The following is a 25,908-nucleotide window of genomic DNA, read 5'->3' as shown; positions in this document are numbered from 1 at the left end:
GTTACTTTCCTTATTGGCTCTTCAGGTAAATAGCAGGGTTGGTTTTGCACACCAGCCAAGCAGGGTAAAGTCCAGCAATAACACAGGTACTAATGGCTATAACAGGAGCACTCAAGAGCATGCTTAAATCCATGGTTGCTAGACTTTTATAATAGCTATAGCTTTGGCGCACACCTAACAAGCCAACTTGAGCAAGAATGATCCCAAAAATGCCGCCTAAAAACCCTAGCATGGCTACTTCGACGATGTGCTGGTAAAAAATTTGTCGTTTACTCGCGCCAAGGGCTCTTCGTACACCCACCTCTGAAGCTCTTCGTAAAAATTTAGCAAGCAGTAAACCAAGAATGTTCGCAAGGCATACAGCCAAAAACATAAAGCTAAGACCAACAAGAATCTCATTATCTTCACTGACTACATTGTTGTACTGCATCCACTCATTCACGTCCCGTAGTTTGGCCTCTAGTTGCTCACGATTGAAGCGACCTAGCTTTTGTTGTTCTTGCATGTAAGCCATCAAGAAATCTTGGTAAGCTTGTTTTTCCTCAGGCGTTTTAAGTTCAACCCAAAATTGCAGCCACACTAATTCTGAATTTAACTTATCGTTGAATGTATTGGTTTTTTCGTGTTTCCATCCATTTGTGTTACCCCAGTTTTCCAGCTGACGCGCTTTCATAAGGCTAAAAGGGAGGAATAGTTGCTCTGTTTTATTGAATGAGCCGTTATTTAAATCGTAATACTTAGTTGTAATATCCCAATCATCAATAACACCCACCACCTCGTAACTGGCATCGTCAAGGTAGATAATTTTTCCAATCGAATTTTCGCCAGCAAATAATTTGTCATTAAGTTCTTTGCTGATCACGACAACGGGTGCAGCATTTGCCTCTTGTTGCTCGCTCCAAACACCTCCATATAGAAATGACAAATTAAACATATCGAAAAAGTCAGGTGTAGTGAGGCGAGCTTGGCCAATAAAAGGTTTTATTTTGTCTGAGTCTAAATAAACCGAAAAGCCAGTGCGTACCATAGTGACACGTTTGCCACCTGCATCCGCTTTATTCAAATTCACAGCGTCTTGGTAGGTCAATTGTAAGGGTAGGTTGTCCTTAGTCCACCAAGTGCTGCCATCATCCATAATTTGAAGCTGTACGCTGTAAAGTTGGCTGCTTTTTTCAGGGATCGGATCCGCCGACATCATGTGATAAACAGATAGGCTTGTCATCGTGACACCAATACCAATAGCAATGGCTAGCACCATTAAAAAGCTCACTAATGGCGTGCGCTTAAAGCTACGCCAGCTTAAATCTAAATAATGAAGGAACATGACTACACCCCAGCAGCTTTTAAGTTTTGAGTGCCTTGATACAAGGTTAGGTCTGCGAGTTGACCATCAACGACCTGAATGTTTCGAGGTGCTCTGCGAGCAAGTTCAGGATCGTGAGTAACCATCACAATAGTTGCGCCATCACGATTTATTTGTTCAAGCAATTCCATTACTTGGCGAGCCATTAAGCTATCAAGGTTACCCGTTGGCTCATCGGCAAGTAAAAAACGAGGTTCACCAGCAAGGGCTCTAGCAATAGCTACACGTTGCTGTTGTCCGCCAGAGAGCTGTTGAGGGAGATGTTTAGCACGTGACGCTAGACCAACTTGCTCTAAACATTGCTCAATTCGACGTTTACGCTCGGCAGCTTTAATTCCACGGTAACGAAGTGGTACTTCAATATTTTCGTATAGGTTCAAGTCAGGGATGAGGTTGAAACCTTGGAAAATAAAACCTATTTTTTGATTACGAAGGTCGGCACGCTGATTGTCATTGAGTTTACCGACATCAATACCGTCTAATAGATATTGGCCCTCATTAAATGGCTCTAGCATTCCTGCAATGTTTAAAAAAGTGGTTTTACCTGAGCCGCTTGGGCCTGTCACTGCAATAAATTCACCCTCATCTACTTGTAGGTTAAAATCACGAAGTGCATGAGTTTGTACCATTTCAGTTTGATACACTTTGTTGATGTTATTCATTTTAAGCATAATTATAATTCCTTGTTGTTAACGTAAAACGAGTACCGGTGCTTGTTTATAACGGTCGTAGTTAGAGATGATTAATTGATCGCCAGCTTGAACGCCTTCTAAGAGCTCCACGGCGTTAATGCTGCTAGCGCCTGTTTTAATATCGATTAAGTAAGCCATATCACCATCGATTCGATAAGCACGCGTCCCACCTTGTTGTAAAAAGGCGCCGCGCTTTACTTGTAAAACATTGTCGCGATTTTCTAAGAGAATGCGGGCTGTGAGACGCTGATTTTGGCGAATTCCAACCAGTTCATCATCAAATCGCACTCGTGTTGTCACTTCGCGGTTGTTTACTTCCGGAGATATTGCTGACAATGTTCCCGTCACATGACGAGCACCGAGCGTTAGTTCGACTTGCATCCCTAAACCTAATTCATTGGCATAACTTTCTGGCACTTGAAGCTCTGCTTCAAAGTTACTTAAGTCCACCAAAGTCATTAATGGCTGACTTTGAGTTACGGCCTCTTTTTGTTGCACAAGTAAATTCCCCACGATGCCGCTCACACTGGCTATGATAGTTAGGTCATTCACTTGGCGAAATAAATCATCAACGATAAGCTGCTGTCTTGCTAGATCTCGCTCTGCGGCTTTTAACTCAAAGGCAAGGGTATCTTTAGCAAGCGCAACCTCTTGCTCAGCATGTTTATAAGAAAGTTTTGCTCTTGCTAAATCATCGACTGCTTTTTCTAAATCAATTTGGCTTATTAAGTTTTTCTTTATAGATAATTGGGCACGACGGTTTTCACGGTCAGCAGCATTAAGTTCGACCTGAGCAAGGTCGAGCGCTTTCGTTAAGCTTAATTTTTGTCTACGTGCTTCAAGTTGCTTGCGTTGAAGCTCACCATCAAGCCTTGCAAGTACAGATTGTTGCTGTTTTAGCTCATTTGTTAGCTCAGGGCTTTTTACAATTGCGATGATGTCATCTTTTTTTACGCTGTCACCTGCTTTTACTTTCAAATCCACAAAGCCGCGTTCAGGGCTGTATACTTTGGGCGCATTTGCAGCAACGATTTTGCCACTGGCGGCGACATCTCTAATGAGAGGTTGCTGAGTTACTTTGCTGATTTGTAGGCTTGCTTTTTCAACGGAAATACTGCCTTCGGTGTCCGCAAAGATACTGCCTATACCAACCGAGCCAATTAATAATGCACCGACAATTAGTGCAACTGGTTTTGCAAAGTTATTCTTCTTTGTCACCGAGATATCCTGAGCACTGGTATCTTTTATCATCATAGTTCCTTAATGTTTTCAACTAACATAATCATGAAACCCACTACTAGCATGGTGAGTGGCGATGCAATAAATAAACTAAAAGTGAACATGTCCTGTCCTTAAATCTGCTGATGTGATCTTATATACCAACAACATGCCAACTTTTATTCTATTGATTTATAAGGGGTTATTTATCTTGTTGATGTTATTTCAATGTCCGCGGACAGAAAAAGTGTCCGCAGCGGACACTTTTTAAAAAGTGGGTTTACGTGCGCGTAAAGAGAAAGCTTTTAAGGGGGTAAGCGTAAATAGCTATCGAAAGAGTTACAGCAAGTGCTCAGCGAGTCTGGTTTATGTGAGTAGGTGATATCTAAATTCTGCATTATCATTCAAAAAGTGAATATTTATTCATTTTACTTGTCAGTTTACGTTAACGTAAAGAGTGGTTTTTGAAATTTTTCTTTTACAAGTTGTTAAATATGACACCAGTGTCATAAAAAAATAACGGTGAAAATACGTCTAAATGTAAAAAATTAGCATAGAATTTACTAAGTACATTTAAATGAGAAATATTCATGAATATGAATATGTATTCAAAACTCTATTGACTCAGAGATTATTTGGCGATAGTTTTGTTCGTCTGCTAGCCCTGTCACAAGAGACTAAAGGGCTGGTCGTTGTAGCAAGGGGAGGGGTCTATGTTATACGACTCAAAATTAGAAAAAGATAATTGTGGCTTTGGCTTGATAGCCCAAGTCAATGGGCAAGCGAGTCACCGCTTGATCCGAACAGCAATCACAGGGCTTGATCGCATGGAGCACCGTGGCGGTATTTCTGCCGATGGTAAAACCGGTGATGGTTGTGGTTTATTAATGCAAAAGCCTGATAGTTTCTTTCGTGCTATTGCTAGCGAACATGACTGGCATCTAGGAAAGAACTACGCCGTAGGCATGGTATTTTTAAATGCCGATCCTGTACTTGCGCAAACAGCTAAAGATGTGTTGAGTGAAGAACTCGAAAAAGAAACCTTGAGCATTCAAGGCTGGCGCGTAGTACCAACTGATGCGTCATGTTTAGGGCCAATTGCAAAAAAACAACTACCAGGCTTTGAACAAATTTTTGTTAGCGCCCCAGAAGGCTGGCGTCCAAAAGATTTAGAACGCCGTTTATACGTTGCGCGTCGTCGTGCTGAAAAGCGTCTCGAAAATGATGAACATTTTTATATTGCCAGCTTATCTGGTTTGGTAACTGTCTATAAAGGCTTGATGATGCCTGTTGACTTACCTAACTTTTATTTAGATTTAGCTGACATTCGCATGACCAGTGCGATTTGTGTATTCCATCAACGTTTTTCTACTAATACACAACCTCGTTGGCCATTAGCGCAGCCATTTCGTTATTTAGCACACAATGGTGAGATTAATACTATTCAAGGTAACCGCCAGTGGGCCCGTGCCCGTGCGTATAAGTTTGCCTCACCACTTATCCCTGATTTGCAATCAGCTGCACCATTCGTTAACGAAAGTGGTTCTGACTCTTCAAGCTTAGACAATATGCTTGAGCTGTTCTTAGCGGGTGGCATGGATTTATTCCGTGCAATGCGTATGCTTGTGCCGCCAGCATGGCAAAAAAACCGTGCTATGGATGAAGATCTACGCGCATTCTACGACTTTAACTCAATGCATATGGAACCATGGGATGGCCCTGCTGGTATTGTTATGTCTGATGGCCGTTTTGCAGCCTGTAACCTTGACCGTAACGGCTTACGTCCAGCGCGTTATGTGATCACCCAAGATGGTTTTATAACACTCGCCTCAGAAGTGGGTATTTGGGACTATGCACCAGACGAAGTCGTTGAAAAAGGTCGTGTTGGCCCTGGTGAGCTGTTAGTTATTGATACTCATCAAGGTAAAATTTGGCATTCAGATGAAATTGACCAGGACCTTAAATCACGTCACCCATACAAAGCATGGCTCGAAGCAAATGTTAAGCGTTTAACACCGTTCGAGCAGCTCTCTGAAAAAGATGCGGGTAATCGCTCATTTGATGACGAAACATTGCTTAAATATCAAAAGATGTTTGGTTTCACCAACGAAGAGCTTGATAGTGTTATTCGTGTGATGGGTGAAAATGGTCAAGAAGCGACAGGCTCAATGGGTGATGACACACCATTTGCCGTACTTTCAGAAGGTCATCGCTCATTATTTGATTACTTCAGACAAAAGTTTGCGCAAGTAACGAATCCACCGATTGATCCACTTCGTGAAAATCACGTTATGTCATTAGCTACCTGTATAGGCAGTGAGCAAAACGTATTTAACGAAACCACAGGTCACGCTAAGCGTTTGCAGTTTGATACACCAATCCTGATGTATGCAGATATGCAGCAGTTACTTAATGCTGATGATAAATATTACAGCTACTGCAAAATTGATATCACTTACACAGTAGAAGAAGGGCTTGAAAGCGCCATCACACGTATTTGTGACGAAGCGCAAGAGAAAGCAGCTGCTGGTTGTGTGATGTTAGTGTTAAGCGACCGTAACTTCAGCGAAACACAGTTGCCTATTCCTGCTGCGATGGCGGTAGGCTCTATTCAAAAACGTTTAGTTGATAATAATTTGCGCTGTGAATCAAACATTATCATTGAATCAGGTAGTGTTCGCGATGCGCATCAATTCGCTGTATTACTCGGCTTTGGTGCAACAGCAATTTACCCATACCTTGCTTATGAGTCACTGGTTGCTATGAGTGATAGTAAGGTGATTAATAAGACTTATTGCGAAGTAACGCTTGCGTATCGTAATGCGATAAACAAGGGTCTTTATAAAATCATGTCGAAAATGGGTATTAGCACTGTTGCATCTTATCGCTGCTCAATGTTGTTTGAAGCCGTTGGTTTGTCTGAGGCTATCGTCGAAACCTGTTTTAATGGTGTGGCAAGTCGCATTAAAGGGGCGTGTTTTACTGATTTTGATGACGATCAACGCAAGCTTCATAAGTTAGCCTTTAGTAAACGTAAATTATTAAGTCATGGCGGCTTACTAAAATATGTTCACGGTGGTGAGTATCATGCGTATAACCCAGATGTTATTCAAACACTACAAAAAGCAGTGCGCTCTGGTGAATACAGTGATTATGTTGCCTATGCTGATTTAGTAAATAATCGTCCGATCACCAACTTACGTGACATGTTGGCAGTAAAAGTGCCAGATGCAGGTATTAGTATTGATGACGTGGAACCTGCAACTGAGCTATACAAGCGTTTTGACTCAGCAGCGATGAGTATTGGTGCGCTATCGCCAGAAGCGCATGAAGCGCTAGCGATTGCGATGAACCGTTTAGGTGGTTGTTCAAACTCTGGTGAAGGTGGTGAAGATAAACTTCGTTACGGTACAGAGAAAAACTCGCGTATTAAACAAGTTGCTTCAGGTCGTTTTGGTGTAACACCACATTACTTACGCAGTGCTGATGTAATTCAGATTAAAGTCGCGCAAGGTGCAAAACCTGGTGAGGGTGGTCAATTACCGGGAGAAAAAGTAACGCCGTATATTGCAAAGTTACGTTACTCTGTGCCAGGCGTGACATTGATTTCGCCACCGCCGCATCACGATATTTACTCGATTGAAGATTTAGCTCAGCTAATTTTCGATTTAAAACAAGTCAACCCAGATGCACTGATTTCGGTGAAACTAGTGTCTGAACCAGGAGTTGGGACGATTGCAACGGGTGTTGCCAAAGCGTATGCCGATTTAATCACGATTGCAGGTTATGACGGTGGTACCGGTGCAAGCCCGCTTACTTCGGTGAAATATGCAGGTAGCCCATGGGAACTTGGCCTTGCTGAAACTCAACAAGCGCTAGTAGAAAATGGCTTACGTCACCGTATTCGTTTACAAACCGATGGTGGTCTTAAAACGGGTCTAGACATCATTAAAGCTGCTATTTTAGGTGCTGAAAGCTTTGGCTTTGGTACGGGTCCTATGGTGGCTCTTGGTTGTAAATATCTGCGTATTTGTCATTTAAACAACTGTGCGACCGGTGTTGCAACGCAAGACGATACACTGCGTCAAAAGCATTATCATGGTCTGCCTGAAATGGCGATGAACTACTTCAAGTTTATTGCCCAAGAAGCACGTCAAATCATGGCAAGCTTAGGTGTAACACGCTTAACTGATTTAATTGGTCGTTTGGATTTACTTGAAGCGATTGAGGGCAAGACAGAGAAACAAAAGAAAGTGGATTTGTCGTCTGTGATTGCTGTGCCAAACAACCCAACAGGTGAAACCTTGTATTGTAGTGTGCCAAATAGCTCACACTACCTAGGTCAGCTAAATGAAACCTTGCTTGAAAAAGCAAAACAAGCAATTGACGAAAAATCGGGCACCTCATTGGTAAGCCGTATTTGTAATACCGACCGTTCTGTAGGCGCGATGTTATCAGGCTATATAGCCTCAAAACATGGCAACCAAGGCATGGCTGCTGATCCTGTTTCTATTGAGCTTCATGGTACCGCGGGTCAATCATTCGGTGTATGGAATGCCGGTGGTCTTGAAATGACCCTAGTTGGTGATGCCAATGACTATGTTGGTAAGGGCATGGCTGGCGGTAAGCTGGTAATTCGTCCGCCGCTCGGTTCATCGTTTGAAAGCCATAAGGCCACGATTGCAGGTAATACCTGTTTATATGGAGCAACAGGCGGTAAGTTATTTGCTGCTGGCTCTGCAGGTGAACGTTTTGCTGTTCGTAATTCAGGCGTGCAAGCGGTTGTAGAAGGTGTGGGTGATAACGGCTGTGAATATATGACTGGTGGTGTTGTGTGCGTACTTGGCAAAGTGGGTATCAACTTTGGTGCAGGTATGACAGGTGGCTTTGCCTATATTCTTGATGAAGGCAAAGACTTTGAAAAACGCATTAACCCAGAGCTTGTTGAAATTGTTACGCTTGAGGGCTTGGCATCTCATCAAGAGCATTTACGCGGTCTCATTGCTGAACATTTAGAGCTGACTGGCTCAAACCGCGCTGAGCAGATTTTAGCTAACTTTGATTTATACATGCCGATGTTTAAATTGGTTAAGCCAAAATCTAGTGATGTAAAAAGTTTACTCGGACACCGAGCGCGCAGCAGCGCAGAGCTTCGTGTTCAGGCTCAATAGGGGGTAGTATGAGCGAAAATGTATACCAGTTTATCGATGTACAACGTGTTGATCCGCGTAAAAAGCCAATTTCAGCACGTAAGCAATCTTTCGTAGAAATCTACGAGCCGTTCTCTGAGACTCAAGTTAACTCACAGGCGGACCGTTGTTTAGATTGTGGTAACCCTTATTGTGAATGGAAATGCCCAGTCCATAACTATATTCCACAATGGTTAAAGTTAATTCGTACCGGTCGTATTTTAGAAGCAGCTGAGCTTTCTCATCGAACCAATAGTTTACCGGAGGTGTGTGGCCGAGTTTGTCCACAAGACCGCTTATGTGAGGGCTCATGCACACTTGATGAAGAATTTGGTGCTGTTACTATCGGTAATATCGAAAAGTACATCACTGATACGGCCTTTAAGATGGGCTGGAAACCAGATATGTCGTATGTTGTTTGGTCTGACAAAAAAGTGGCTATCATTGGTGCAGGCCCAGCAGGCTTAGGTTGTGCAGATATTTTAGTACGTAACGGTGTAAAACCTGTGGTGTTTGATCGTCACCCTGAAATTGGTGGTTTACTTACATTCGGTATTCCTTCATTCAAACTTGAAAAAGAAGTGATGCAAAAGCGTCGCGAAATTTTCACTGAAATGGGTGTTGAGTTTAAGCTAAATACTGAAGTGGGTGTTGATATTACCCTTGATGAAATATTGGCAGAATATGATGCCGTGTTTTTAGGCGTAGGTACTTATCAAAGTATGCGAGCAGGTTTTGAGAACGAAGACGCCGATGGTGTGTTTGATGCATTGCCTTTCTTAATCGGTAACACAAATCGTGTTATGGGTTATGCTGAGGATAAGCAAGCCTACATTGATATGGCTAACGAAAAAGTAGTCGTGCTTGGTGGCGGTGATACTGCAATGGACTGTGTTAGAACATCAATCCGTCAAGGCGCAACGAAAGTAACCTGTGCGTATCGTCGTGATGAAGAAAATATGCCAGGTTCAAAACGCGAAGTTAAAAATGCCCGTGAAGAGGGCGTTGAGTTTACCTTTAACGTTCAACCTAAAGGTATTGTTGTAGACGAGCATGGTAAAGTCGCTGGCGTTAAGATGGTAAAAACACAACTTGGTGAGCCGGATGAAAATGGTCGTCGTCGTGCTGAAGAGGTTGCCGGTTCTGAACATGTTATTGAAGCCACCAAAGTGCTCATGGCGTTTGGTTTTAAACCTCATAAAATGGACTGGTTAGAACCTTATGGTGTTGAAATAAACCATTGGGGCGGCATTAATGCACCAGAAAAAGGTGAGTTTACGCATCAAACAACCAATCCGAAAATATTTGCTGGTGGTGACATCGTACGAGGCTCAGACTTAGTCGTGACTGCCATATTTGAAGGCCGTAATGCTGCTGAAGGTATTATGGATTACCTAGAGGTTTAATTAGACTCTCTTGGTTAGTAAAAAAGCAAGCGCTCAGCTTGCTTTTTTACTTTAGGCTAGTTGTTTTATTTATTACGCTATTGGTCATTACCAACATCCAATCAAGGCATTCCTTACTTTCATTTTATGACGTTTTAGAAGTAAATAGGCTGTACCAACTACAATAAGGTGGCTACCCATAAACAACCAAATCATGGTCGATAATGCTTGGCTAAAGTAGCCTAAAATACCACCCAATGCGATCATCAAAAAAGCAGACACATTTAGAACAGATTGTAGCTGTAATTTAAATCTTAAGTGTTTCCAGCGACTAAATACCAGTAAAAGTAAAGCAACAATAGGCAAAGCAATCACTAATGCTTCGACTAAATACAGCCAAACAGATATAAAAGGGCTTGCTGTATCCATAGATTGTGATGCACTTACTGGGGTTGATGTCATCGCTATTGAAGCTGTCACAAATAAAGCTAATTTGCGAAATATCATTATTTTAATGTCCAATTTATGAGCGCTTAAGCGCCCATTACTTCTCTTAACAAATTATGCATGTGCGCTTATTAACTCTTTCGCATTTGCTCTTGCTGTTTTGCTAATATTATCGCCCCCAAGTAGACGTGCAATTTCGTCTATACGGCCATCTTTTGATAGTGTATTCATTTGTGTAAAGGTTTCGCCATGAGCAATTTCTTTGGCAACAAAAAACTGTTGATGCCCAGAGCTGGCAACTTGAGGTAAATGTGTAACGCATATAACTTGAGTTGATTTCCCAAGTTGGCGAAGCAGCTTTCCTACGGCGGATGCTGTCGGGCCTGAAATACCCACATCCACTTCATCAAAAATTAAAGTTGGCGTGGTCACGCGCTCTGCAATAATAACTTGAATAGCTAAGCTAATACGCGATAACTCACCACCGGATGCAACTTTTGATAGGGCTTGTAAAGGTTGACCAGGGTTAGTCGATACCAAAAACGAGACTGTGTCAAAACCCATTGCGCTAGGTGATTTGTCGGGTGTTTGTTGTATATCAATCGCAAACTTGCCATTTTCCATTGATAGATTAGCCATGCTATCGCTAATTAGCTGATTAAGCGTATCAGCGTAACGATGGCGACTTTCACTTAATAATTGAGCCGCTTGCCTGTATTGTTCAAGCGCGTCGCTAATTTCGCTTTCAAGTGCGCCAAGGCGGTCGCTGTTATAGCTAATTGATGCTAATTCTTCTGCGATTGATTGATGAAACTCAACAAGTTCTTCAGGTTTAATGTGATGCTTACGCGCCAGGTCCATGATGCCAGTTAAGCGAGTTTCTACATCGTCTAAACGGGCAGGGTCTAGATCTGTCATGTCAACATAACCACGGATCTCTCGGCTAGCTTCTTCGACTTGCACTGCGGCTTCATTTAAAAGCGTGGCGATACCTGAGAGGCTCTCATCATACCCAGCAAGCTCAGTAAATTGCTGGGCACTGTGTTGTAGCAGTGAGCATGCACTTTGCTCATCAGCTTCATATAAATGCTGCAATTCACGTTGGCATGATTCTAAAATAGTTTGGCTGTGGCTTAATTTGTGATGCTCGACTTCTATTTCTTCAAACTCACCAGGTAGTAAAGCAAACTCATCTAATTCGGCAACTTGATACTCGAGTAACTGCTTTTGCGCAGCTTGCTGCTGTTGTTGTTGCTCAAGCTGATTAAACTCTTTTAATAATGCTTGGTAGGCTTTATAGCGCTCTTTAACATCAGCAAGCAATGTCGTGTGACCAGCATACGCATCAAGTAAATGCAGTTGATGATCAGATTTTAATAGATGCTGGTGGGCATGTTGGCCATGAATCGATATTAAGTACTGGCCAAGCTCTTTGAGTTGTGCAGCAGTCACTGTGCTGCCATTGATGTAGCTTTTACTACGACCATTTTTGCAAATCACACGACGTAACAGACATTCGCCTTCAGCATTCGATAACAAATGATGCTCTAAGAATTGCTGCGCTAAAGGAAGCGTTGAAATATCAAACTGCGCACAAATTTCTGCACGGTCAGTGCCAGGGCGAACGGCTGTTGCATCGGCTCGTTCACCTAAACACAATGAGAGTGCATCTATTGCAATTGATTTACCGGCACCTGTTTCACCGGTAATGGCTGTCATACCATGATGCCATTCCGTACTTAAACTACTCACAATGGCAAAGTTTTTAATTTCTAACCCAATTAACATACTGTTTATCCATCCAGCTAATTAACTGTTAATTTATACAGTGTTTTTGGGTTTTGCAAACTAAATTTGTATTTTAGGTTAATTCTGTGAGCTGTTCTTGTTGGTTTAAATCTTCAATCTCTTGGGGGGCAATACTTTGCTGGTGATCATCAATTGATTCGATAGAAGGATAGAACTTGATAGTCTCAACCAATGAAGGGAATGTTTCTTGATAAAAGGTTTTATTAAACTCGATACCATTACGAGGCAGTTGCGCCATAAAATATTGCAAACGGTCTGCAAGTTGGTCATGTTCAGCTTCACTTTGTAAGCGACTTGCCTCTGCAATGACCGTATTGATAAATAAATCACTGATATATTCGAGTTGATTTAAATTTTCTTCATTATGTGCTTGCACGACGAAATAGTTACTTGTTATTTGATGTAAGCTGCCTATATTTTTAGGGCGAATGAGCTTGGCTTCACTAAATTCAATTAATTTGATTTTGAAGTCATTGTTGATTTCTTTTACGCGTTGATTGAAGCGCTTTTTTTCTGCTTCGATTGCTTTTTGACGATTACTTTCGATGATCCAGTAACAACCTAGCAAGGTGATCAGCAACAGTAGAGCAAGAAAAACGATATAGCCCATTTCGGATTAGATTCCTTAAATAATTACAGCTTTAAGTCTGAATATTTTGCGCTAATCAATTTGACTTGGCAATTATTTAAAGCAAAAAATGTGTTTTAAAATAACCGACTTCCCCAATTCAGTTTTTTTCTCAGAACATTGTAGTAAGAATAGTCTTTAGGGTGGATTAGCCGTAAACGTTTATCTGCTTTTTTTATCACCACTTCATCACCAGGTAATACTGCAAGCACCACATGACTGTCACAACTAACTTGTAAACTGTCGGTGTTTTCAAGGCTCAGTTTCAGGCGAACTTCGTTATCGGCTTCAACAACTAAAGGGCGACTTGAAAGAGTATGAGGAAACATAGGCACAAGTGATATTGCGTTCAGCTCAGGGGTTAAAATTGGCCCACCGCCAGATAATGAATAAGCTGTTGAGCCTGTGGGTGTTGAGACTATTAAACCATCTGAACGCTGTGAAAAAACGAAATCGTTATTAATAAAGGCCTCAAACTCGATCATATGAGCGACTTTATCAGCATGAAGCACCGCTTCGTTTACGGCTGAATTTGCGCTTTTTAACTCAGCGTGGCGATACACTTCTACTTCTAGCAGAAAGCGTTTTTCTTCAATATATTGCCCACTAAGAACGTGTTCTAAGCTGGCTTCAAAGCCTTCTGGGTTGAGGTCTGTTAGAAAGCCTAAATTACCACGGTTAACGCCAATAACAGCAACATCAAAGCGTGCTAAAACTCTTGCCGCACCCAGCATATTTCCATCACCACCTACTACAATGGCTAAATCCGCACGTTCGCCTAAATCGACTAGCTTTACTAATTGCTCACTGGGCACATCCTCAAGTTGTCTTCCTGTACGTTGTTCAACAAGGACTTCAAAACCTAATGCGAGCAAAAAAGTATGAAGACGTTGTAATGTGTTGGCCGCACCTGAGTGGTTGGGCTTGCCGATTAAGCCGATGGTTTTGAACGGTGAATCCATATTGTGTGCACTTAGCGATGTCATGCCGATAGAGTACATTAAAAATTAAAGCTTTGAAAATACCTTGAAATAAACATGCTATGCCCAGATATTAACTTGCAAGAGATAAGATGTATGAATTTATGAAATTAAACCCTCGAGACCAACAAATTTTTTCAGCTGTGATGAGCCTCTACTGTAATGGTGAAGGCCAACCGGTAGCATCTACGCGCATTGCAAAACAAAAAGGCATGGCAGTGTGTTCTGCAACGATACGAAATGCAATGTCGAGACTTGAAAAAGAAGGGTTACTTTATTCTCCTCACACATCGGCAGGGCGGGTGCCAACGAATGCGGGCTTCGATTACTGGTTGTCGGAGTTTTTTGCATTGTCAGAAGTGGCAGCTTATTGGCAGCCTGAACAAGCTCAATTAGTTGAGCTTGCACATGGTTTAAGTCAGCGTTACAAGGTATGTTGTTGTGTTGGCTTACCTCAGGTAAGTTCGCAGTTAGTGTTTCGAGTTGAAGTGTTAGATTTTGACGGCTCTAATTGGCTTATTCTACTGATAGACCGTGCAGGACAAAGTAACAATATTTGCATTTCTAAACCACAAGATGCCAGCGATACGGTTCGCTATCAGTTTGCTACTTGGTTGAATACGGTGTTTAGTCAACAAACGCTTATGGAAGGTTTGTATCGTATGCAAGCGATGGCTAATACCGCTCCCCACAATTGCCATGATTCTTTAACGCAGTGGACACGAGAGTTGAGTCAGAAGCTCGGTTCTGATAACAGCATCGTGGTTGGGGAAAACTACTTATATCGTCAAGTTGATTGCCAAACGAGCTTAAATATCGGGGTCTCGTTTTTGAACTATGTTGAAGATAAGCTGGCGTTTAGAAATGGCTTATCGGTATTAAATACCGAGCAATTACCTTTCACTGATTGTGATGAGTTAATGGTATTGAGTGTGCCATACTTTAACAACCAACAATATCAAAGCAGATTTTGTGTTATTTGTCCAAAATCAGCACAAATTGAAGCAATCATCCAAGAATTTAAGTCAATCGGGTCACGTGCCTCTTGAATCTTTTGATTCTATCCCCATAATTACCGCAGTTGTAAAGAATTGGAGCATTTAAGCTATGTCAGAGCAGACAAAATCACCAGAGCAAGAAGTTGAATTAAACGAAGAATTTGAACAGATGCAAGCGGACGTTGATGCAGCTGTAGAAGCAGCAGAGCAAATGGAAGGCGAAGAAATGAGCCCTGAAGCAGAAATTGCATTACTGCATAGTGAACTTGAAGCTGCAAAACAGACTATTAATGATCAAAAAGACAGTGTTGTACGTGCTGCCGCAGACGTTGAGAACATGCGTCGTCGCGCTGCTCAAGATGTAGAAAAAGCGCATAAATTTGCACTAGAGAAGTTCGCTAATGAGTTACTTCCAGTGATTGATAACTTAGAACGTGCAATTGAATTTTCTGATAAAGAAAATGAAGAGCTTAAGCCTGTACTTGAAGGCATTGAGATGACAGTTAAGAGCTTTAATGACGCAGTTGCTAAGTTTGGTGTCGAAATTGTAAACCCACAGGGCGAGCAATTTAACCCAGAGTTCCACCAAGCTATGTCAATTCAGCCAAGTAACGATGTAGCACCTAATACGGTATTAGCTGTGATGCAAAAAGGTTACACACTAAACGGTCGTTTACTTCGCCCTGCGATGGTAATGGTATCGAAAGAAGCTGAATAAGCTTTAAAAATATATAAAAAATGCCTGTTAATCACAGGCATTTTTTTTGGTAAGTTACCAACCATTTAGCTGCTAGGATGATTAAATATTTAAGTCGATTGGTATTGTTTTCTGTGCCACAGCTGTACGAGTAAGATAAGTATCAGTGCACTGAACATCATCGCAGAAAATGGAATGGCACTTTGTGGATGAACAAACGCAAGGATAGGGCCGACTAAAGCACCACTGCCAAACCGAAGTGTACCAATCACCGCCGTTGCTGTACCTGACTTTTCCTCAAATTGCATCAATATTAACGAGTCTGCATTACTTGCTACAATACCTAAACTCATCATTAGTGGCGCTATTGCCGCAACGATAAAGTAAAGTGATAAATGCATCACACTGAATAACAGCAATGCCCCACCAGAAACAAAACCAATGCCAAGGCCGATAAATAACAACTTTCGAGAACCTAAGCGTGGTACCAAACGAGTATTCATAAAGTTACCAAACATTAATGCCAAGACATTAAACGCAAACAACACACCGAATAGCTGCTCATCAACTTTAAAAAAGTCGAGGTAGATATAAGGCACTGATGTTAAAAAGCAGAAGAACGCAAACGAAGCAAACATTGAGCTGGCAATATCTGCTAATGCACTTTTACGTGAAAACACGGTTTTATAACTATTAAAAAATAGTGCAAAACCACGTTGTTGACTTTTAAAAATAGGGATATCTATTAAGTATATTTGTACTAAGGCTAAAATCGCAAAGCTGTATGATGCTAAAGCAATAAATATCACTTGCCATGTTGAAATTCCCATGATCAAAGAACCCAAGGTTGGTGCAATGAGTGGTGCAACCATCATGATCATTGAAACATACGACATACCTTTGGCTGTATGCTCACGGTAGATATGGCGAATAATACCAGGAACAACCACTGTTGCAGCTGCACCTGTAAATGCTTGTATGGCTCTGAGCGTCCAAAATAACTCAATATCATCACAAAAAGCTAAGGCCAATGATGTTATTCCAAATAGCACTAACCCCACTTTTGCAAGTAGCCGCCTGCCTAACTCATCTGCAATAGGCCCAAAAAATAACATACCTAAAGCATAGCCTGCTAAATAGATACTCAGAGATATCTGCACGTTTGGCATCGTGGTCTGTAAATCGTTAGCAATTACAAGCATTGCAGGTAAATACAAATCAATCGCCAGTGGTGTAATAGCAACAATACTTGCGAGTAAAGGTAATAAAATGCGTTTATTTATCGAGTCAGGGGAAGGCATTGCATACTCATTAATCATTTAATAGGTCACTATTGTAGCAGCGTCGCACGCAGGGGTGAACTTAGTTTGCCTGCTAAGTAAAAGAATTAACTAAAAAATAACAATTGCCTAGGTAGTTATTCATTTTCATATAAAATTAAGCAAGGTTTTGGTATATTAAACTATCACCACTCTCAGTATTTTGAAGGATTAGTATGAAAAAGTTAGTTATGGCAGTGCTCGCTACGACTATTTTAGCTGGTTGTAAAACATCCCCAACGGGACGTACGCAAATTGCACTTTATTCAGACCAGCAAATGAGTCAAATGGGTCAAGCAAGCTTTGCAGAAATGAAAAAAACACAGCCGATTAACTCCGATCCTCGTGTAAATAATTACGTGAAATGTATTGCCAATGATGTAATTGCGGTGCTACCTCAAGAATATGCTAACCAATCATGGGAGGTGGTTGTATTTGAAGAGGACTCTGCAAATGCATTTGCATTACCAGGGGGTTACATAGGTGTGCATACCGGTTTATTAAAAGTCGCAACTAATCAAGATCAATTAGCGACGGTACTTGGCCACGAAGTCGCGCACGTTATCGCTGAGCACTCAAATGAACGTGTATCGCAAAACTCTCTTTTACAAACGGGCCTGCAAGTCGGTGGCGCAGCACTTGATATGGGTAATGTGCAGTATCGAGGTGAAATCATGCAAGCCTTAGGGTTAGGAGCACAATACGGTGTGGTACTACCATTTAGTCGCTCACATGAATCAGAGGCGGATATTGTTGGCTTAGATTTAATGGCTGAAGCGGGCTTTAATCCTGAGCAGTCGGTATCTTTATGGCAAAACATGAGTGCAGCAGGGGGCAGTGGTACACCAGAGTTTATGTCGACTCACCCATCTCCTGGTAACCGTATTAAAGAGTTGCAAAAACATATGCCAGATGCGTTAAAAGCCCAACAAACGGCTAGAGCAAAAGGCAAAACTCCTCAGTGTAAACTTTAATCGAAATAATTAAAAAAGCCTGCTGTGAATGATAACAGCAGGCTTTTGTTATTCTATAATTGCTAGTTAATTAAAACGTCCACTCAACGTGAAGCTGCGGGACTGATTCAGTTGTATTTGTACCTAGCTTGTTGTGCCAGTATTGCCACTCAAGGCCCAGCAGTAGGGTGTTTTCTTTCATGCTCATTGCATGACCCAAATCCCACGTGATGATTGGCTGTGCTAATATCCACGCTTTAACGTCTTCGCCAAATTCATTTTCACGCTCTGCAATGTATTCAACATGGCCCGTTACGTTGAATTTTTGTGAGCCGATAGTGAATGGGTAGCCCCAAGCAACATCAATCATCCAGCTGTTTGTTTCAGTCGGTGCACCACCACGTGCTACACCTTCACTGTCATCAATATACGCTGTGAATAAAGTCGATAAAAAACTAAACCCAGGTGCTTGCCAGCTAAGTTTTACACCGGGTAAATACTTAAGAACTTTCGAGTCGCCAGCAGCGTTAAAACCTGCCGTTAAACCCATATCACTGATTGCGCCATATGAGAAATCACTACCAGAGATTTTTGATAAACTGAAGGTTGAATACCACTCACCATAAAAATCTTTATCTTGATAGCCGTCTTGTAAGCCATCATCACTGTAGTCGATAAAAAAGAAGTTATCGCCATAGTCATAGCCTGATGCATGCTGTAGCGATACCACAGTGGTATTTGATTCGGCTAGTGTGAACGGGTTTTTTTGATCGCCGTTATTAATGTGTAATTGTGTAGAGCTCCAATTAGCGGCATAGCTCGAAGTACTCACTGCACAAAGCGCAGCAACAGAAAGGATCTTTTTCAAGTTCATATCTCAATATTGATGGTGTAAAGGGTTATATACCCAAGCCACCTCAAGATGCAGAATTCAGCGTTTCACAGGTGCTTAATATCAAGGCGTTACTTTGCAAGAATGGCAGTCCCTTTTAAGAAGTAACAACGATGAGAGTGAGTGCCTGTGAAGCGCCCAAAGGGTTGGTTTAAAAGCGATTTATACTGCGTTATTGATTTTAACAATAGAACCACTATTACTTGCAATCAATGCCTTGCCTAAATCGCTTTTAATTCCAACTGAAACTCGCACTTTGAGGTGGTTTGGGTATATACAAGAAGATTATAGCAGATACGCCCATATTTGGGCGTATCGAGAGAAAAATTATTTAACTTATGCTTTATTTCGGCGTAAGCAAATTACTGCTATCGCAGTGAAAGCAAGAATAAAGCAGTAGTAAGAAGAGGTAGAAACTTCCCACGGGCTAATTTTGAAAGTCGCGCCGAGTAAAAGCGCTTGTGCGCCATACGGTAATGAGCCTTGCGTAACACAAGCAAAAATATCAAGTAAGCTTGCTGAACGCTTTCCTGTAATTTCACCATCATCCGCTAATTTTTTAGCAATCGGGCCTGCAACTATAATAGACACGGTATTATTAGCGATACATAAGTTACTGGTCATAACCAGTGCTGCAATCCCTAATTGATCCGCAACTTTACGGTGCCATTTTGCAATGATTTTAGTGATTGCTTGAATTTTGTTAGCAATGTAATCAAGGCCACCATTAATGCGGATAAACTCAGAAAGACCACCGATAAACATCGACAGCAAGAAAATTTCCTGCATGTCAGTAAAGCCTTTATAGATATCTTTAACAAAGCTTGCACCTTCATAGCTGCCAGTAAAGCCCATGAGTGCAGCGAAAATAATACCGCTAAACAGCACCACAAAGACATTAAAGCCCATTACCGCGAGCACTAAGATAAAGGCATAAGGTAACACTAATAAAATATCGAAGTCTTGCGTCTCTACCGCTTCTGCAGCAGGCGTTAAGAAGAATAACAAACCAATAGTTAATGCCGCTGCGGGTAAGGCGATTTTTAAGTTCTCACGGAATTTATCTTTCATCTCACAGCCTTGCGTGCGGGTTGCAGCAATGGTTGTGTCAGAGATGATTGATAAGTTATCACCAAACATGGCACCCGATACAATCGTGCCTGCCATCAGTGATGGATCAATCCCCGTTTTTTGCGCAACTGCATAAGCAATCGGGCCAATGGCTCCAATAGTACCCATTGAAGTACCCATCGCAGTCGATACAACCGCAGCAATTAAAAATAACCCAGGGAGTAATAAAGCCGGTGGAATAAGTGATAAGCCTGCATTAACAACGGCATCAACACCACCGGTTGCACCGGCAACCGCAGAAAATGCACCGGCAAGTAGATAAATCAAACACATAGTGATGATGTTGCTATGGCCAGCACCTTTTATAAAGGTTTCAACGCTGTGGTTGATGGTATTTTTATTTAAGATAAACGCCAGCATGATAGCTGGCAAAATTGCCACAGGCGCAGGCAATTGATAGAAGGCGTAATCGACACCTTGAGATTGTAAGTATAAGCCAGCGCCTAAAAATAAGCCGACAAACACCAAAAGCGGCAGCAAAGAAAGTTTTGCTTTTGTTTTATTAAATGATGGCTGCATCATATTCCTCGTTAGATAACCAATAACACAGCCAAAGACTTCTTTTAGCTGTATTTAGTTGCCCGCATTACCAAAAGGCAATACTGCTGCAACAGCGCCCGCAAGCCAAAGACCAAATCGGCGCAAAGGAAGAAGTTTAAATGTATAGATGGCTAAATGCAAAGACTATCTGTTATTATTGTTGTTATTCAATAAAATCTAAAATTAGCTCTGTATTTTTATAAGCTAACCTGACTATTACATGAGTTTTCGATAAAATCCAGCCAGCTAAGAAGAATAGATAAGGTAACTACATGAACCGCATAGGTGTATTTGGCGCAAACGGCCGCATGGGACTTGCACTTTTAGAAGCTGTCTCAAAAAAAGATGATGCAACATTAACCGGCGCGTACGTGCGTGATAACTCGCCACTTTTAGATATAGCGGTTAATCAATTAAACAGCGCTGCGTCAGCGGATGTATTATTTAGTAAAGAAACCGACGTAAAAGATGCTGATGTATTGATTGATTTCACTTTGCCAGCAGGAATGCGCAACCACCTAAAAATAGCAGTCGAAAAAAATATCGCCATGGTCATTGGTACCACGGGCCTTAACCAAGATGACATTGATGCGCTTAATGATGCTGCGAAGCACATTCCGATTGTTTTTGCTCGCAACTATAGCGTAGGTGTAAATTTACTGCTTAACTTAGTGCAGACTGCGGCTGTGAAGTTTGGCGATGACATGGATATCGAAATATTTGAAGCTCATCATCGTCACAAAATCGATGCGCCATCAGGGACTGCGTTGGCAATTGGTGAAGCAATTGCTGAGGCAAAAGGCTGGCAGCATGATGAAGTCGCGCGTTTTGATAGAAGCAAAGACGAACACGCAAAATCGCAAAATGAAATCGGTTATTCGGTCATGAGGGGCGGAGATATAGTAGGTGAACACACCGCATACTTCGCAACTTCTGGCGAAAGGCTAGAATTAACTCATAAAGCAAGTTCAAGAATGACCTTCGCGTTAGGTGCAGTAAGAGCTGCGGGCTGGTTGAAAAATAAACCAGCTGGACTTTATGACATGCAAGATGTGCTTGACTTGAAGTAGTTTAGTTTCTTTTTTGGCAGTTTCAGTGAATTTTTAGTTAATAACGCTTATTTTCACTGTTTTATTAATTAAGGTTAGATCTAAAAGCTAATTTACTGTAGAATAGCGCCAATTTGCCAAAAATTCATAAATGCGTGTTTCCAATCGCTTTAAACGGGCAGTAGAGCAAATGACTTTACTCCCGTTTTTTACTGTTAGGAGGTTAACTTGACTAAATCCGCTCTGTTAGTCCTAGAAGACGGCACAGTGTTTCGCGGTACTGCAATCGGCGCTGACGGCATGTCAGTCGGTGAAGTAGTATTCAATACGTCTATGACTGGTTATCAAGAAATTTTGACTGACCCTTCATACGCGGAACAAATCGTAACTTTGACGTACCCACATATCGGTAATACGGGTACTAACAGCGAAGACGAAGAAGCGGGTCAAATCTGGGCTAAAGGCCTAGTGATCCGTGATTTGCCACTGCTAGCAAGTAATTTCCGTAACGAGCAATCGTTAAGTGATTACTTAAAAGAACGCAATATCTTAGGTATTGCTGACATCGACACTCGTAAATTAACACGTATTTTACGTGATAAAGGCGCTCAAAATGGTTGTATCATTGCAGGCGACGAGTTAGATGAGAAAAAAGCGCTTGAAGCTGCGCAAGCCTTCCCAGGCTTAAAAGGCATGGATTTAGCAAAAGTTGTCTCAACCAAGGAAAATTTTGAGTGGCGCGAATCAAGCTGGACGTTAGGTTCAGGCTTTAAAACGCTAGAAGCAGCAGACGAGAAGTTCCACGTTGTTGCTTATGACTTCGGTGTTAAACGTAATATCTTACGTATGTTAGTTGACCGCGGTTGTAAATTAACCGTTGTTCCTGCACAAACATCTGCAGAAGACGTACTGGCATTAAACCCAGACGGTATCTTCTTATCAAATGGCCCTGGTGACCCTGAGCCGTGTACTTACGCGATTGAAGCAATCAAAACTTTCCTAGAAACAGACACGCCAATCTTTGGTATCTGTTTAGGTCACCAATTACTTGCACTTGCTTCAGGTGCACAAACGGTGAAAATGAAGTTTGGTCACCACGGTGGTAACCACCCAGTTAAAGACCTTGACCGAAATGTTGTAATGATCACTGCTCAAAACCACGGTTTCGCAGCTGATGAAGCAACATTACCAGCGAACTTACGTGCAACTCACGTTTCATTATTCGATGGCACGCTACAAGGTATTCACCGCACAGATAAGCCTGCATTTAGCTTCCAAGGTCACCCTGAAGCAAGCCCAGGTCCACATGATGCGGCGCCATTATTTGACCACTTCATCGATTTGATGCAAGCACGTTCTAACTAATTTAACCGGAGTAACAATGCCAAAACGTACCGACATAAAAAGCATTCTTATCTTAGGCGCAGGCCCGATCGTAATCGGTCAAGCTTGTGAATTTGACTACTCTGGTGCACAAGCGTGTAAAGCACTACGAGAAGAAGGCTTTCGAGTAATTCTTGTAAACTCGAACCCTGCAACTATCATGACTGACCCTGAAATGGCGGATGCGACGTACATCGAGCCAATTCACTGGGAAGTGGTAGAGAAAATAATTGAAAAAGAAAAGCCAGATGCAGTACTGCCTACTATGGGTGGTCAAACAGCATTAAACTGTGCGCTTGATTTAGATAAGCACGGCGTGCTGGCAAAACACGGTGTTGAGTTAATCGGTGCAACTGCTGATGCAATCGATAAAGCTGAAAACCGTGAGCGTTTTGACGTAGCAATGAAGAACATTGGCCTTGAGTGTCCGCGTGCAGAAATCGCTCACTCAATGGAAGAAGCACACGATGTTCTTAGCCGCATCGGCTTCCCATGTATCATTCGTCCATCATTCACTATGGGTGGTACCGGTGGTGGTGTTGCATACAACCAAGAAGAATTTGATGAAATTTGTGAGCGTGGTTTAGATTTATCACCAACAAATGAACTTTTAATCGATGAATCATTAATCGGTTGGAAAGAATACGAAATGGAAGTTGTTCGTGACAAAAACGACAACTGTATCATCGTATGTTCTATCGAAAACTTTGACCCTATGGGTGTTCATACTGGTGACTCAATCACGGTTGCTCCAGCGCAAACACTAACTGATAAAGAATACCAAATCATGCGTAATGCATCGATGGCGGTACTTCGTGAAATCGGTGTTGAAACAGGTGGTTCAAACGTACAGTTTGGTGTGAATCCAGTTGATGGCCGTATGGTTATCATCGAGATGAACCCTCGTGTATCGCGTTCATCTGCACTCGCATCAAAAGCAACGGGTTTCCCAATTGCGAAAATCGCAGCGAAACTAGCTGTAGGTTACACGCTTGACGAGCTACAAAACGACATCACTGGCGGTAAAACACCTGCGTCTTTCGAGCCGTCAATTGACTATGTTGTTACTAAGATCCCACGTTTTAACTTCGAAAAATTCGCAGGTTCAAACGACCGTCTAACAACACAGATGAAGTCTGTGGGTGAGGTTATGGCGATTGGTCGTAACCAACAAGAGTCTCTGCATAAAGCATTACGTGGTCTTGAAGTAGGCGCAACGGGCTTTAACCCAATTGTTGCCCTTGATGATCCGAAAGCAAAAGAAAAAATCATCCGTGAATTACGTGAGCCAGGTGCTGAGCGTATTTGGTACGTTGCTGATGCAATGCGTCATGGTATGAGCGTAGAAGACGTTTTCGAACTAACTAAGATTGATCCTTGGTATCTAGTGCAAATCGAAGACATCTTAAAAGACGAAGCAACAATCAGCGAAGTAGGTATGGCTGGTTTAAATGCTGAGTTCTTACGTAAGCTTAAGCGTAAAGGGTTTGCTGATGCGCGTATCGCTGAAATTGCCGGTGTTTCTGAAGCAGAAATTCGTAAGAAGCGTCACCAGTTAGATATCGTGCCTGTATATAAGCGCGTTGATACCTGTGCTGCAGAGTTTAGCTCAGACACAGCTTACATGTACTCATCTTATGATGAAGAGTGTGAAGCGAATCCATCTGACAAAGATAAAATCATGGTAATCGGTGGTGGTCCTAACCGTATCGGTCAAGGTATCGAATTCGATTACTGTTGTGTTCACGCAGCATTAGCCTTACGTGAAGACGGCTATGAAACAATTATGGTTAACTGTAACCCTGAAACTGTTTCGACTGACTACGATACTTCTGACCGTCTATTCTTCGAGCCAATCACGCTAGAAGATGTATTAGAAATCGTACGCGTTGAAAAGCCAAAAGGTGTTATCGTTCAGTACGGTGGTCAAACACCACTGAAACTTGCTCGTGAGCTGGAAGCGAATGGCGTGCCAGTTATTGGTACTTCACCAGATGCAATCGACCGTGCAGAAGACCGTGAACGTTTCCAACAGCTTGTTGAGCGTTTGAACCTTCTTCAACCAGAGAATGCAACAGTGACTTCTTTAGAAGAAGCGATTGTTAAGTCAGCTGAAATTGGTTTCCCACTGGTTGTACGTCCTTCGTACGTACTAGGTGGTCGTGCGATGGAAGTGGTTTATGATGAAGACGATTTACGTCGTTATATGACCGAAGCAGTATCAGCGTCAAATGAAGCGCCAGTACTACTTGACCACTTCTTAGATAACGCAATCGAAGTTGACGTTGACGCTATCTGTGACGGTGAGCAAGTAATCATCGGTGGTATCATGGAGCACATTGAGCAAGCAGGTGTTCACTCAGGTGACTCAGCGTGTTCATTACCTGCTCACTCACTAACTGCTAAAGTACAAGACGTAATGCGTAAGCAAGTGACTGATATGGCACTAGAGCTTGGCGTAGTAGGTCTGATGAATACACAGTTTGCTGTGAAAGACGGTAAAGTTTACTTAATCGAAGTAAACCCACGTGCAGCACGTACAGTCCCGTTTGTTTCTAAAGCGACAGGTATTGCACTTGCAAAAGTTGCTGCGCGTTGTATGGCGGGTCAGTCGCTAGCAAGCCAAGGTATTACAAAAGAAGTAATCCCTCCTTACTACAGCGTAAAAGAAGTGGTACTGCCATTTGCTAAGTTCCAAGGTGTTGACCCAATCCGTGGCCCAGAAATGCGCTCAACGGGTGAGGTAATGGGGGTTGGTGAAACTTTCGCCGAAGCATTCGCTAAAGCACAATTAGGTGCAAGCAACACTTTACCACGCGGTGGTCGCGCGTTACTATCGGTACGCAACAGTGACAAACCACGTATTGTTGAATTAGCTAAAACCATGACAGCTTTAGGTTTTGAGCTAGATGCAACGGGTGGCACTGCAAAAGCGCTAGAAGAAGCGGGCATTGCAGTTCGTCGCGTGAACAAAGTATACGAAGGTCGTCCTCATATTCTTGATAGAATTAAAAATGGTGAATACAGCTACATTGTAAACACTACTGAAGGTCGCCAAGCGATTGAAGATTCGAAGGTGTTACGTCGTGGTGCGTTACAGCACAAAACTAACTACACAACGACACTGAACGCGGCATTTGCTAACTGTACTGCAAACCAAGCAGACGACCGTAGCAAGGTGACGTCAGTTCAGGAACTACACCAGCGAATGAACTAAGGAAATGTGTCAAGGGCG

18 protein-coding genes are annotated in these 25,908 nt (G+C 42.2%); 8 read left to right on the top strand and 10 right to left on the bottom strand.

Annotated features, from left to right (window positions below; translation table 11 throughout):
* Positions 1–10 precede the first annotated feature (10 nt).
* Genes L3V38_RS10295 through L3V38_RS10285 form a run of 3 tightly spaced genes read right to left on the bottom strand, consistent with a single transcriptional unit; the run spans position 11 to position 3,306 of the window.
* The gene (locus L3V38_RS10295; protein WP_130151419.1) at positions 11–1,324 is read right to left on the bottom strand and encodes an ABC transporter permease; all 1,314 of its coding nucleotides are present in this window, start codon (positions 1,322–1,324) and stop codon (positions 11–13) included.
* A 2-nt stretch (positions 1,325–1,326) separates the two neighbouring features.
* Positions 1,327–2,034 (bottom strand): ABC transporter ATP-binding protein, encoded by a 708-nt coding sequence (locus L3V38_RS10290; protein ID WP_062570741.1) that lies wholly within the window; start codon positions 2,032–2,034, stop codon positions 1,327–1,329.
* Between the two features lie 18 nt (positions 2,035–2,052).
* Positions 2,053–3,306 (bottom strand): HlyD family efflux transporter periplasmic adaptor subunit, encoded by a 1,254-nt coding sequence (locus tag L3V38_RS10285; protein WP_237119359.1) that lies wholly within the window; start codon positions 3,304–3,306, stop codon positions 2,053–2,055.
* 680 nt (positions 3,307–3,986) lie between these two features.
* On the opposite strand from L3V38_RS10285, the gene gltB reads away from it, so the two are divergent.
* On the top strand, positions 3,987–8,444 hold the full coding sequence (gene gltB, locus L3V38_RS10280) for a glutamate synthase large subunit (RefSeq protein ID WP_237119358.1): 4,458 nt from the start codon (positions 3,987–3,989) through the stop codon (positions 8,442–8,444).
* A gap of 8 nt (positions 8,445–8,452) precedes the next feature.
* Positions 8,453–9,868: an FAD-dependent oxidoreductase gene (locus L3V38_RS10275; protein WP_062570744.1), complete on the top strand. Its 1,416-nt coding sequence runs from the start codon at positions 8,453–8,455 to the stop codon at positions 9,866–9,868.
* 87 nt (positions 9,869–9,955) lie between these two features.
* Here L3V38_RS10275 and L3V38_RS10270 read toward each other — a convergent pair whose 3' ends face one another.
* From L3V38_RS10270 to nadK, 4 genes are all read right to left on the bottom strand, one after another.
* Positions 9,956–10,354: a hypothetical protein gene (locus L3V38_RS10270; RefSeq protein ID WP_237119357.1), complete on the bottom strand. Its 399-nt coding sequence runs from the start codon at positions 10,352–10,354 to the stop codon at positions 9,956–9,958.
* A 54-nt stretch (positions 10,355–10,408) separates the two neighbouring features.
* Positions 10,409–12,082: a DNA repair protein RecN gene (gene recN / locus L3V38_RS10265; RefSeq protein ID WP_237119356.1), complete on the bottom strand. Its 1,674-nt coding sequence runs from the start codon at positions 12,080–12,082 to the stop codon at positions 10,409–10,411.
* A gap of 73 nt (positions 12,083–12,155) precedes the next feature.
* Complete coding sequence (locus L3V38_RS10260; protein WP_130151425.1) at positions 12,156–12,713, bottom strand: hypothetical protein; 558 nt, start codon at positions 12,711–12,713, stop codon at positions 12,156–12,158.
* 95 nt (positions 12,714–12,808) lie between these two features.
* Entirely contained in the window at positions 12,809–13,693 is an 885-nt protein-coding gene (nadK, locus tag L3V38_RS10255; RefSeq protein WP_237119355.1) for an NAD(+) kinase, read from the bottom strand.
* A 122-nt stretch (positions 13,694–13,815) separates the two neighbouring features.
* Between nadK and L3V38_RS10250 the strand changes: the two genes are divergently transcribed.
* Positions 13,816–14,760, top strand: coding sequence for an HrcA family transcriptional regulator (locus tag L3V38_RS10250; protein WP_237119354.1), 945 nt, complete (start codon positions 13,816–13,818; stop codon positions 14,758–14,760).
* Positions 14,761–14,818: 58 nt separating this feature from the next.
* Positions 14,819–15,427 (top strand): nucleotide exchange factor GrpE, encoded by a 609-nt coding sequence (gene grpE / locus L3V38_RS10245; protein ID WP_062570750.1) that lies wholly within the window; start codon positions 14,819–14,821, stop codon positions 15,425–15,427.
* Positions 15,428–15,516: 89 nt separating this feature from the next.
* Here grpE and L3V38_RS10240 read toward each other — a convergent pair whose 3' ends face one another.
* On the bottom strand, positions 15,517–16,707 hold the full coding sequence (locus tag L3V38_RS10240) for a Bcr/CflA family efflux MFS transporter (RefSeq protein ID WP_237119353.1): 1,191 nt from the start codon (positions 16,705–16,707) through the stop codon (positions 15,517–15,519).
* A gap of 194 nt (positions 16,708–16,901) precedes the next feature.
* Between L3V38_RS10240 and L3V38_RS10235 the strand changes: the two genes are divergently transcribed.
* A complete protein-coding gene (locus L3V38_RS10235; protein WP_062570751.1) occupies positions 16,902–17,699 on the top strand; it encodes a M48 family metallopeptidase in 798 nt (265 codons plus the stop codon).
* A gap of 70 nt (positions 17,700–17,769) precedes the next feature.
* Here the strand turns inward: L3V38_RS10235 and L3V38_RS10230 are convergent, their stop codons facing one another.
* Both L3V38_RS10230 and L3V38_RS10225 read right to left on the bottom strand, forming a co-directional pair.
* Positions 17,770–18,552 carry a nucleoside-binding protein gene (locus L3V38_RS10230; RefSeq protein WP_130151428.1) on the bottom strand — a complete coding sequence of 261 codons (783 nt, stop codon included), beginning with the start codon at positions 18,550–18,552 and terminating at the stop codon, positions 17,770–17,772.
* Positions 18,553–18,906: 354 nt separating this feature from the next.
* Positions 18,907–20,220, bottom strand: a complete 1,314-nt coding sequence (locus L3V38_RS10225; protein ID WP_237119659.1) for a Na+/H+ antiporter NhaC family protein — start codon at positions 20,218–20,220, stop codon at positions 18,907–18,909.
* 293 nt (positions 20,221–20,513) lie between these two features.
* Between L3V38_RS10225 and dapB the strand changes: the two genes are divergently transcribed.
* The 3 genes from dapB (at position 20,514) to carB (ending at position 25,890) form a co-directional block, all read left to right on the top strand.
* A complete protein-coding gene (dapB, locus tag L3V38_RS10220) occupies positions 20,514–21,311 on the top strand; it encodes a 4-hydroxy-tetrahydrodipicolinate reductase (protein ID WP_130151429.1) in 798 nt (265 codons plus the stop codon).
* 207 nt (positions 21,312–21,518) lie between these two features.
* Positions 21,519–22,655 carry a glutamine-hydrolyzing carbamoyl-phosphate synthase small subunit gene (gene carA / locus L3V38_RS10215; protein ID WP_130151430.1) on the top strand — a complete coding sequence of 379 codons (1,137 nt, stop codon included), beginning with the start codon at positions 21,519–21,521 and terminating at the stop codon, positions 22,653–22,655.
* A gap of 16 nt (positions 22,656–22,671) precedes the next feature.
* Positions 22,672–25,890, top strand: a complete 3,219-nt coding sequence (gene carB, locus L3V38_RS10210) for a carbamoyl-phosphate synthase large subunit (RefSeq protein WP_237119352.1) — start codon at positions 22,672–22,674, stop codon at positions 25,888–25,890.
* The last annotated feature ends 18 nt before the right edge of the window (positions 25,891–25,908 follow it).

Origin of the sequence: Pseudoalteromonas sp. L1 (assembly GCF_021728095.1) — a bacterium.
In the GTDB taxonomy this organism is placed as follows: Bacteria; Pseudomonadota; Gammaproteobacteria; order Enterobacterales; family Alteromonadaceae; genus Pseudoalteromonas.
Note: the sequence above shows the minus strand (reverse complement) of the source record. Positions and strands in the feature narration are given on the sequence as shown.

What these genes read in the sequence shown, in the direction of transcription:
- L3V38_RS10295 (WP_130151419.1), bottom strand. Translation starts at nt 1,324, where the DNA reads ATGTTCCTTCATTATTTAGATTTAAGCTGGCGTAGCTTTAAGCGCACG.
- L3V38_RS10290 (WP_062570741.1), bottom strand. Translation starts at nt 2,034, where the DNA reads ATGCTTAAAATGAATAACATCAACAAAGTGTATCAAACTGAAATGGTA.
- L3V38_RS10285 (WP_237119359.1), bottom strand. Translation starts at nt 3,306, where the DNA reads ATGATAAAAGATACCAGTGCTCAGGATATCTCGGTGACAAAGAAGAAT.
- gltB (WP_237119358.1), top strand. Translation starts at nt 3,987, where the DNA reads ATGTTATACGACTCAAAATTAGAAAAAGATAATTGTGGCTTTGGCTTG.
- L3V38_RS10275 (WP_062570744.1), top strand. Translation starts at nt 8,453, where the DNA reads ATGAGCGAAAATGTATACCAGTTTATCGATGTACAACGTGTTGATCCG.
- L3V38_RS10270 (WP_237119357.1), bottom strand. Translation starts at nt 10,354, where the DNA reads ATGATATTTCGCAAATTAGCTTTATTTGTGACAGCTTCAATAGCGATG.
- recN (WP_237119356.1), bottom strand. Translation starts at nt 12,082, where the DNA reads ATGTTAATTGGGTTAGAAATTAAAAACTTTGCCATTGTGAGTAGTTTA.
- L3V38_RS10260 (WP_130151425.1), bottom strand. Translation starts at nt 12,713, where the DNA reads ATGGGCTATATCGTTTTTCTTGCTCTACTGTTGCTGATCACCTTGCTA.
- nadK (WP_237119355.1), bottom strand. Translation starts at nt 13,693, where the DNA reads ATGGATTCACCGTTCAAAACCATCGGCTTAATCGGCAAGCCCAACCAC.
- L3V38_RS10250 (WP_237119354.1), top strand. Translation starts at nt 13,816, where the DNA reads ATGAAATTAAACCCTCGAGACCAACAAATTTTTTCAGCTGTGATGAGC.
- grpE (WP_062570750.1), top strand. Translation starts at nt 14,819, where the DNA reads ATGTCAGAGCAGACAAAATCACCAGAGCAAGAAGTTGAATTAAACGAA.
- L3V38_RS10240 (WP_237119353.1), bottom strand. Translation starts at nt 16,707, where the DNA reads ATGCCTTCCCCTGACTCGATAAATAAACGCATTTTATTACCTTTACTC.
- L3V38_RS10235 (WP_062570751.1), top strand. Translation starts at nt 16,902, where the DNA reads ATGAAAAAGTTAGTTATGGCAGTGCTCGCTACGACTATTTTAGCTGGT.
- L3V38_RS10230 (WP_130151428.1), bottom strand. Translation starts at nt 18,552, where the DNA reads ATGAACTTGAAAAAGATCCTTTCTGTTGCTGCGCTTTGTGCAGTGAGT.
- L3V38_RS10225 (WP_237119659.1), bottom strand. Translation starts at nt 20,220, where the DNA reads ATGCAGCCATCATTTAATAAAACAAAAGCAAAACTTTCTTTGCTGCCG.
- dapB (WP_130151429.1), top strand. Translation starts at nt 20,514, where the DNA reads ATGAACCGCATAGGTGTATTTGGCGCAAACGGCCGCATGGGACTTGCA.
- carB (WP_237119352.1), top strand. Translation starts at nt 22,672, where the DNA reads ATGCCAAAACGTACCGACATAAAAAGCATTCTTATCTTAGGCGCAGGC.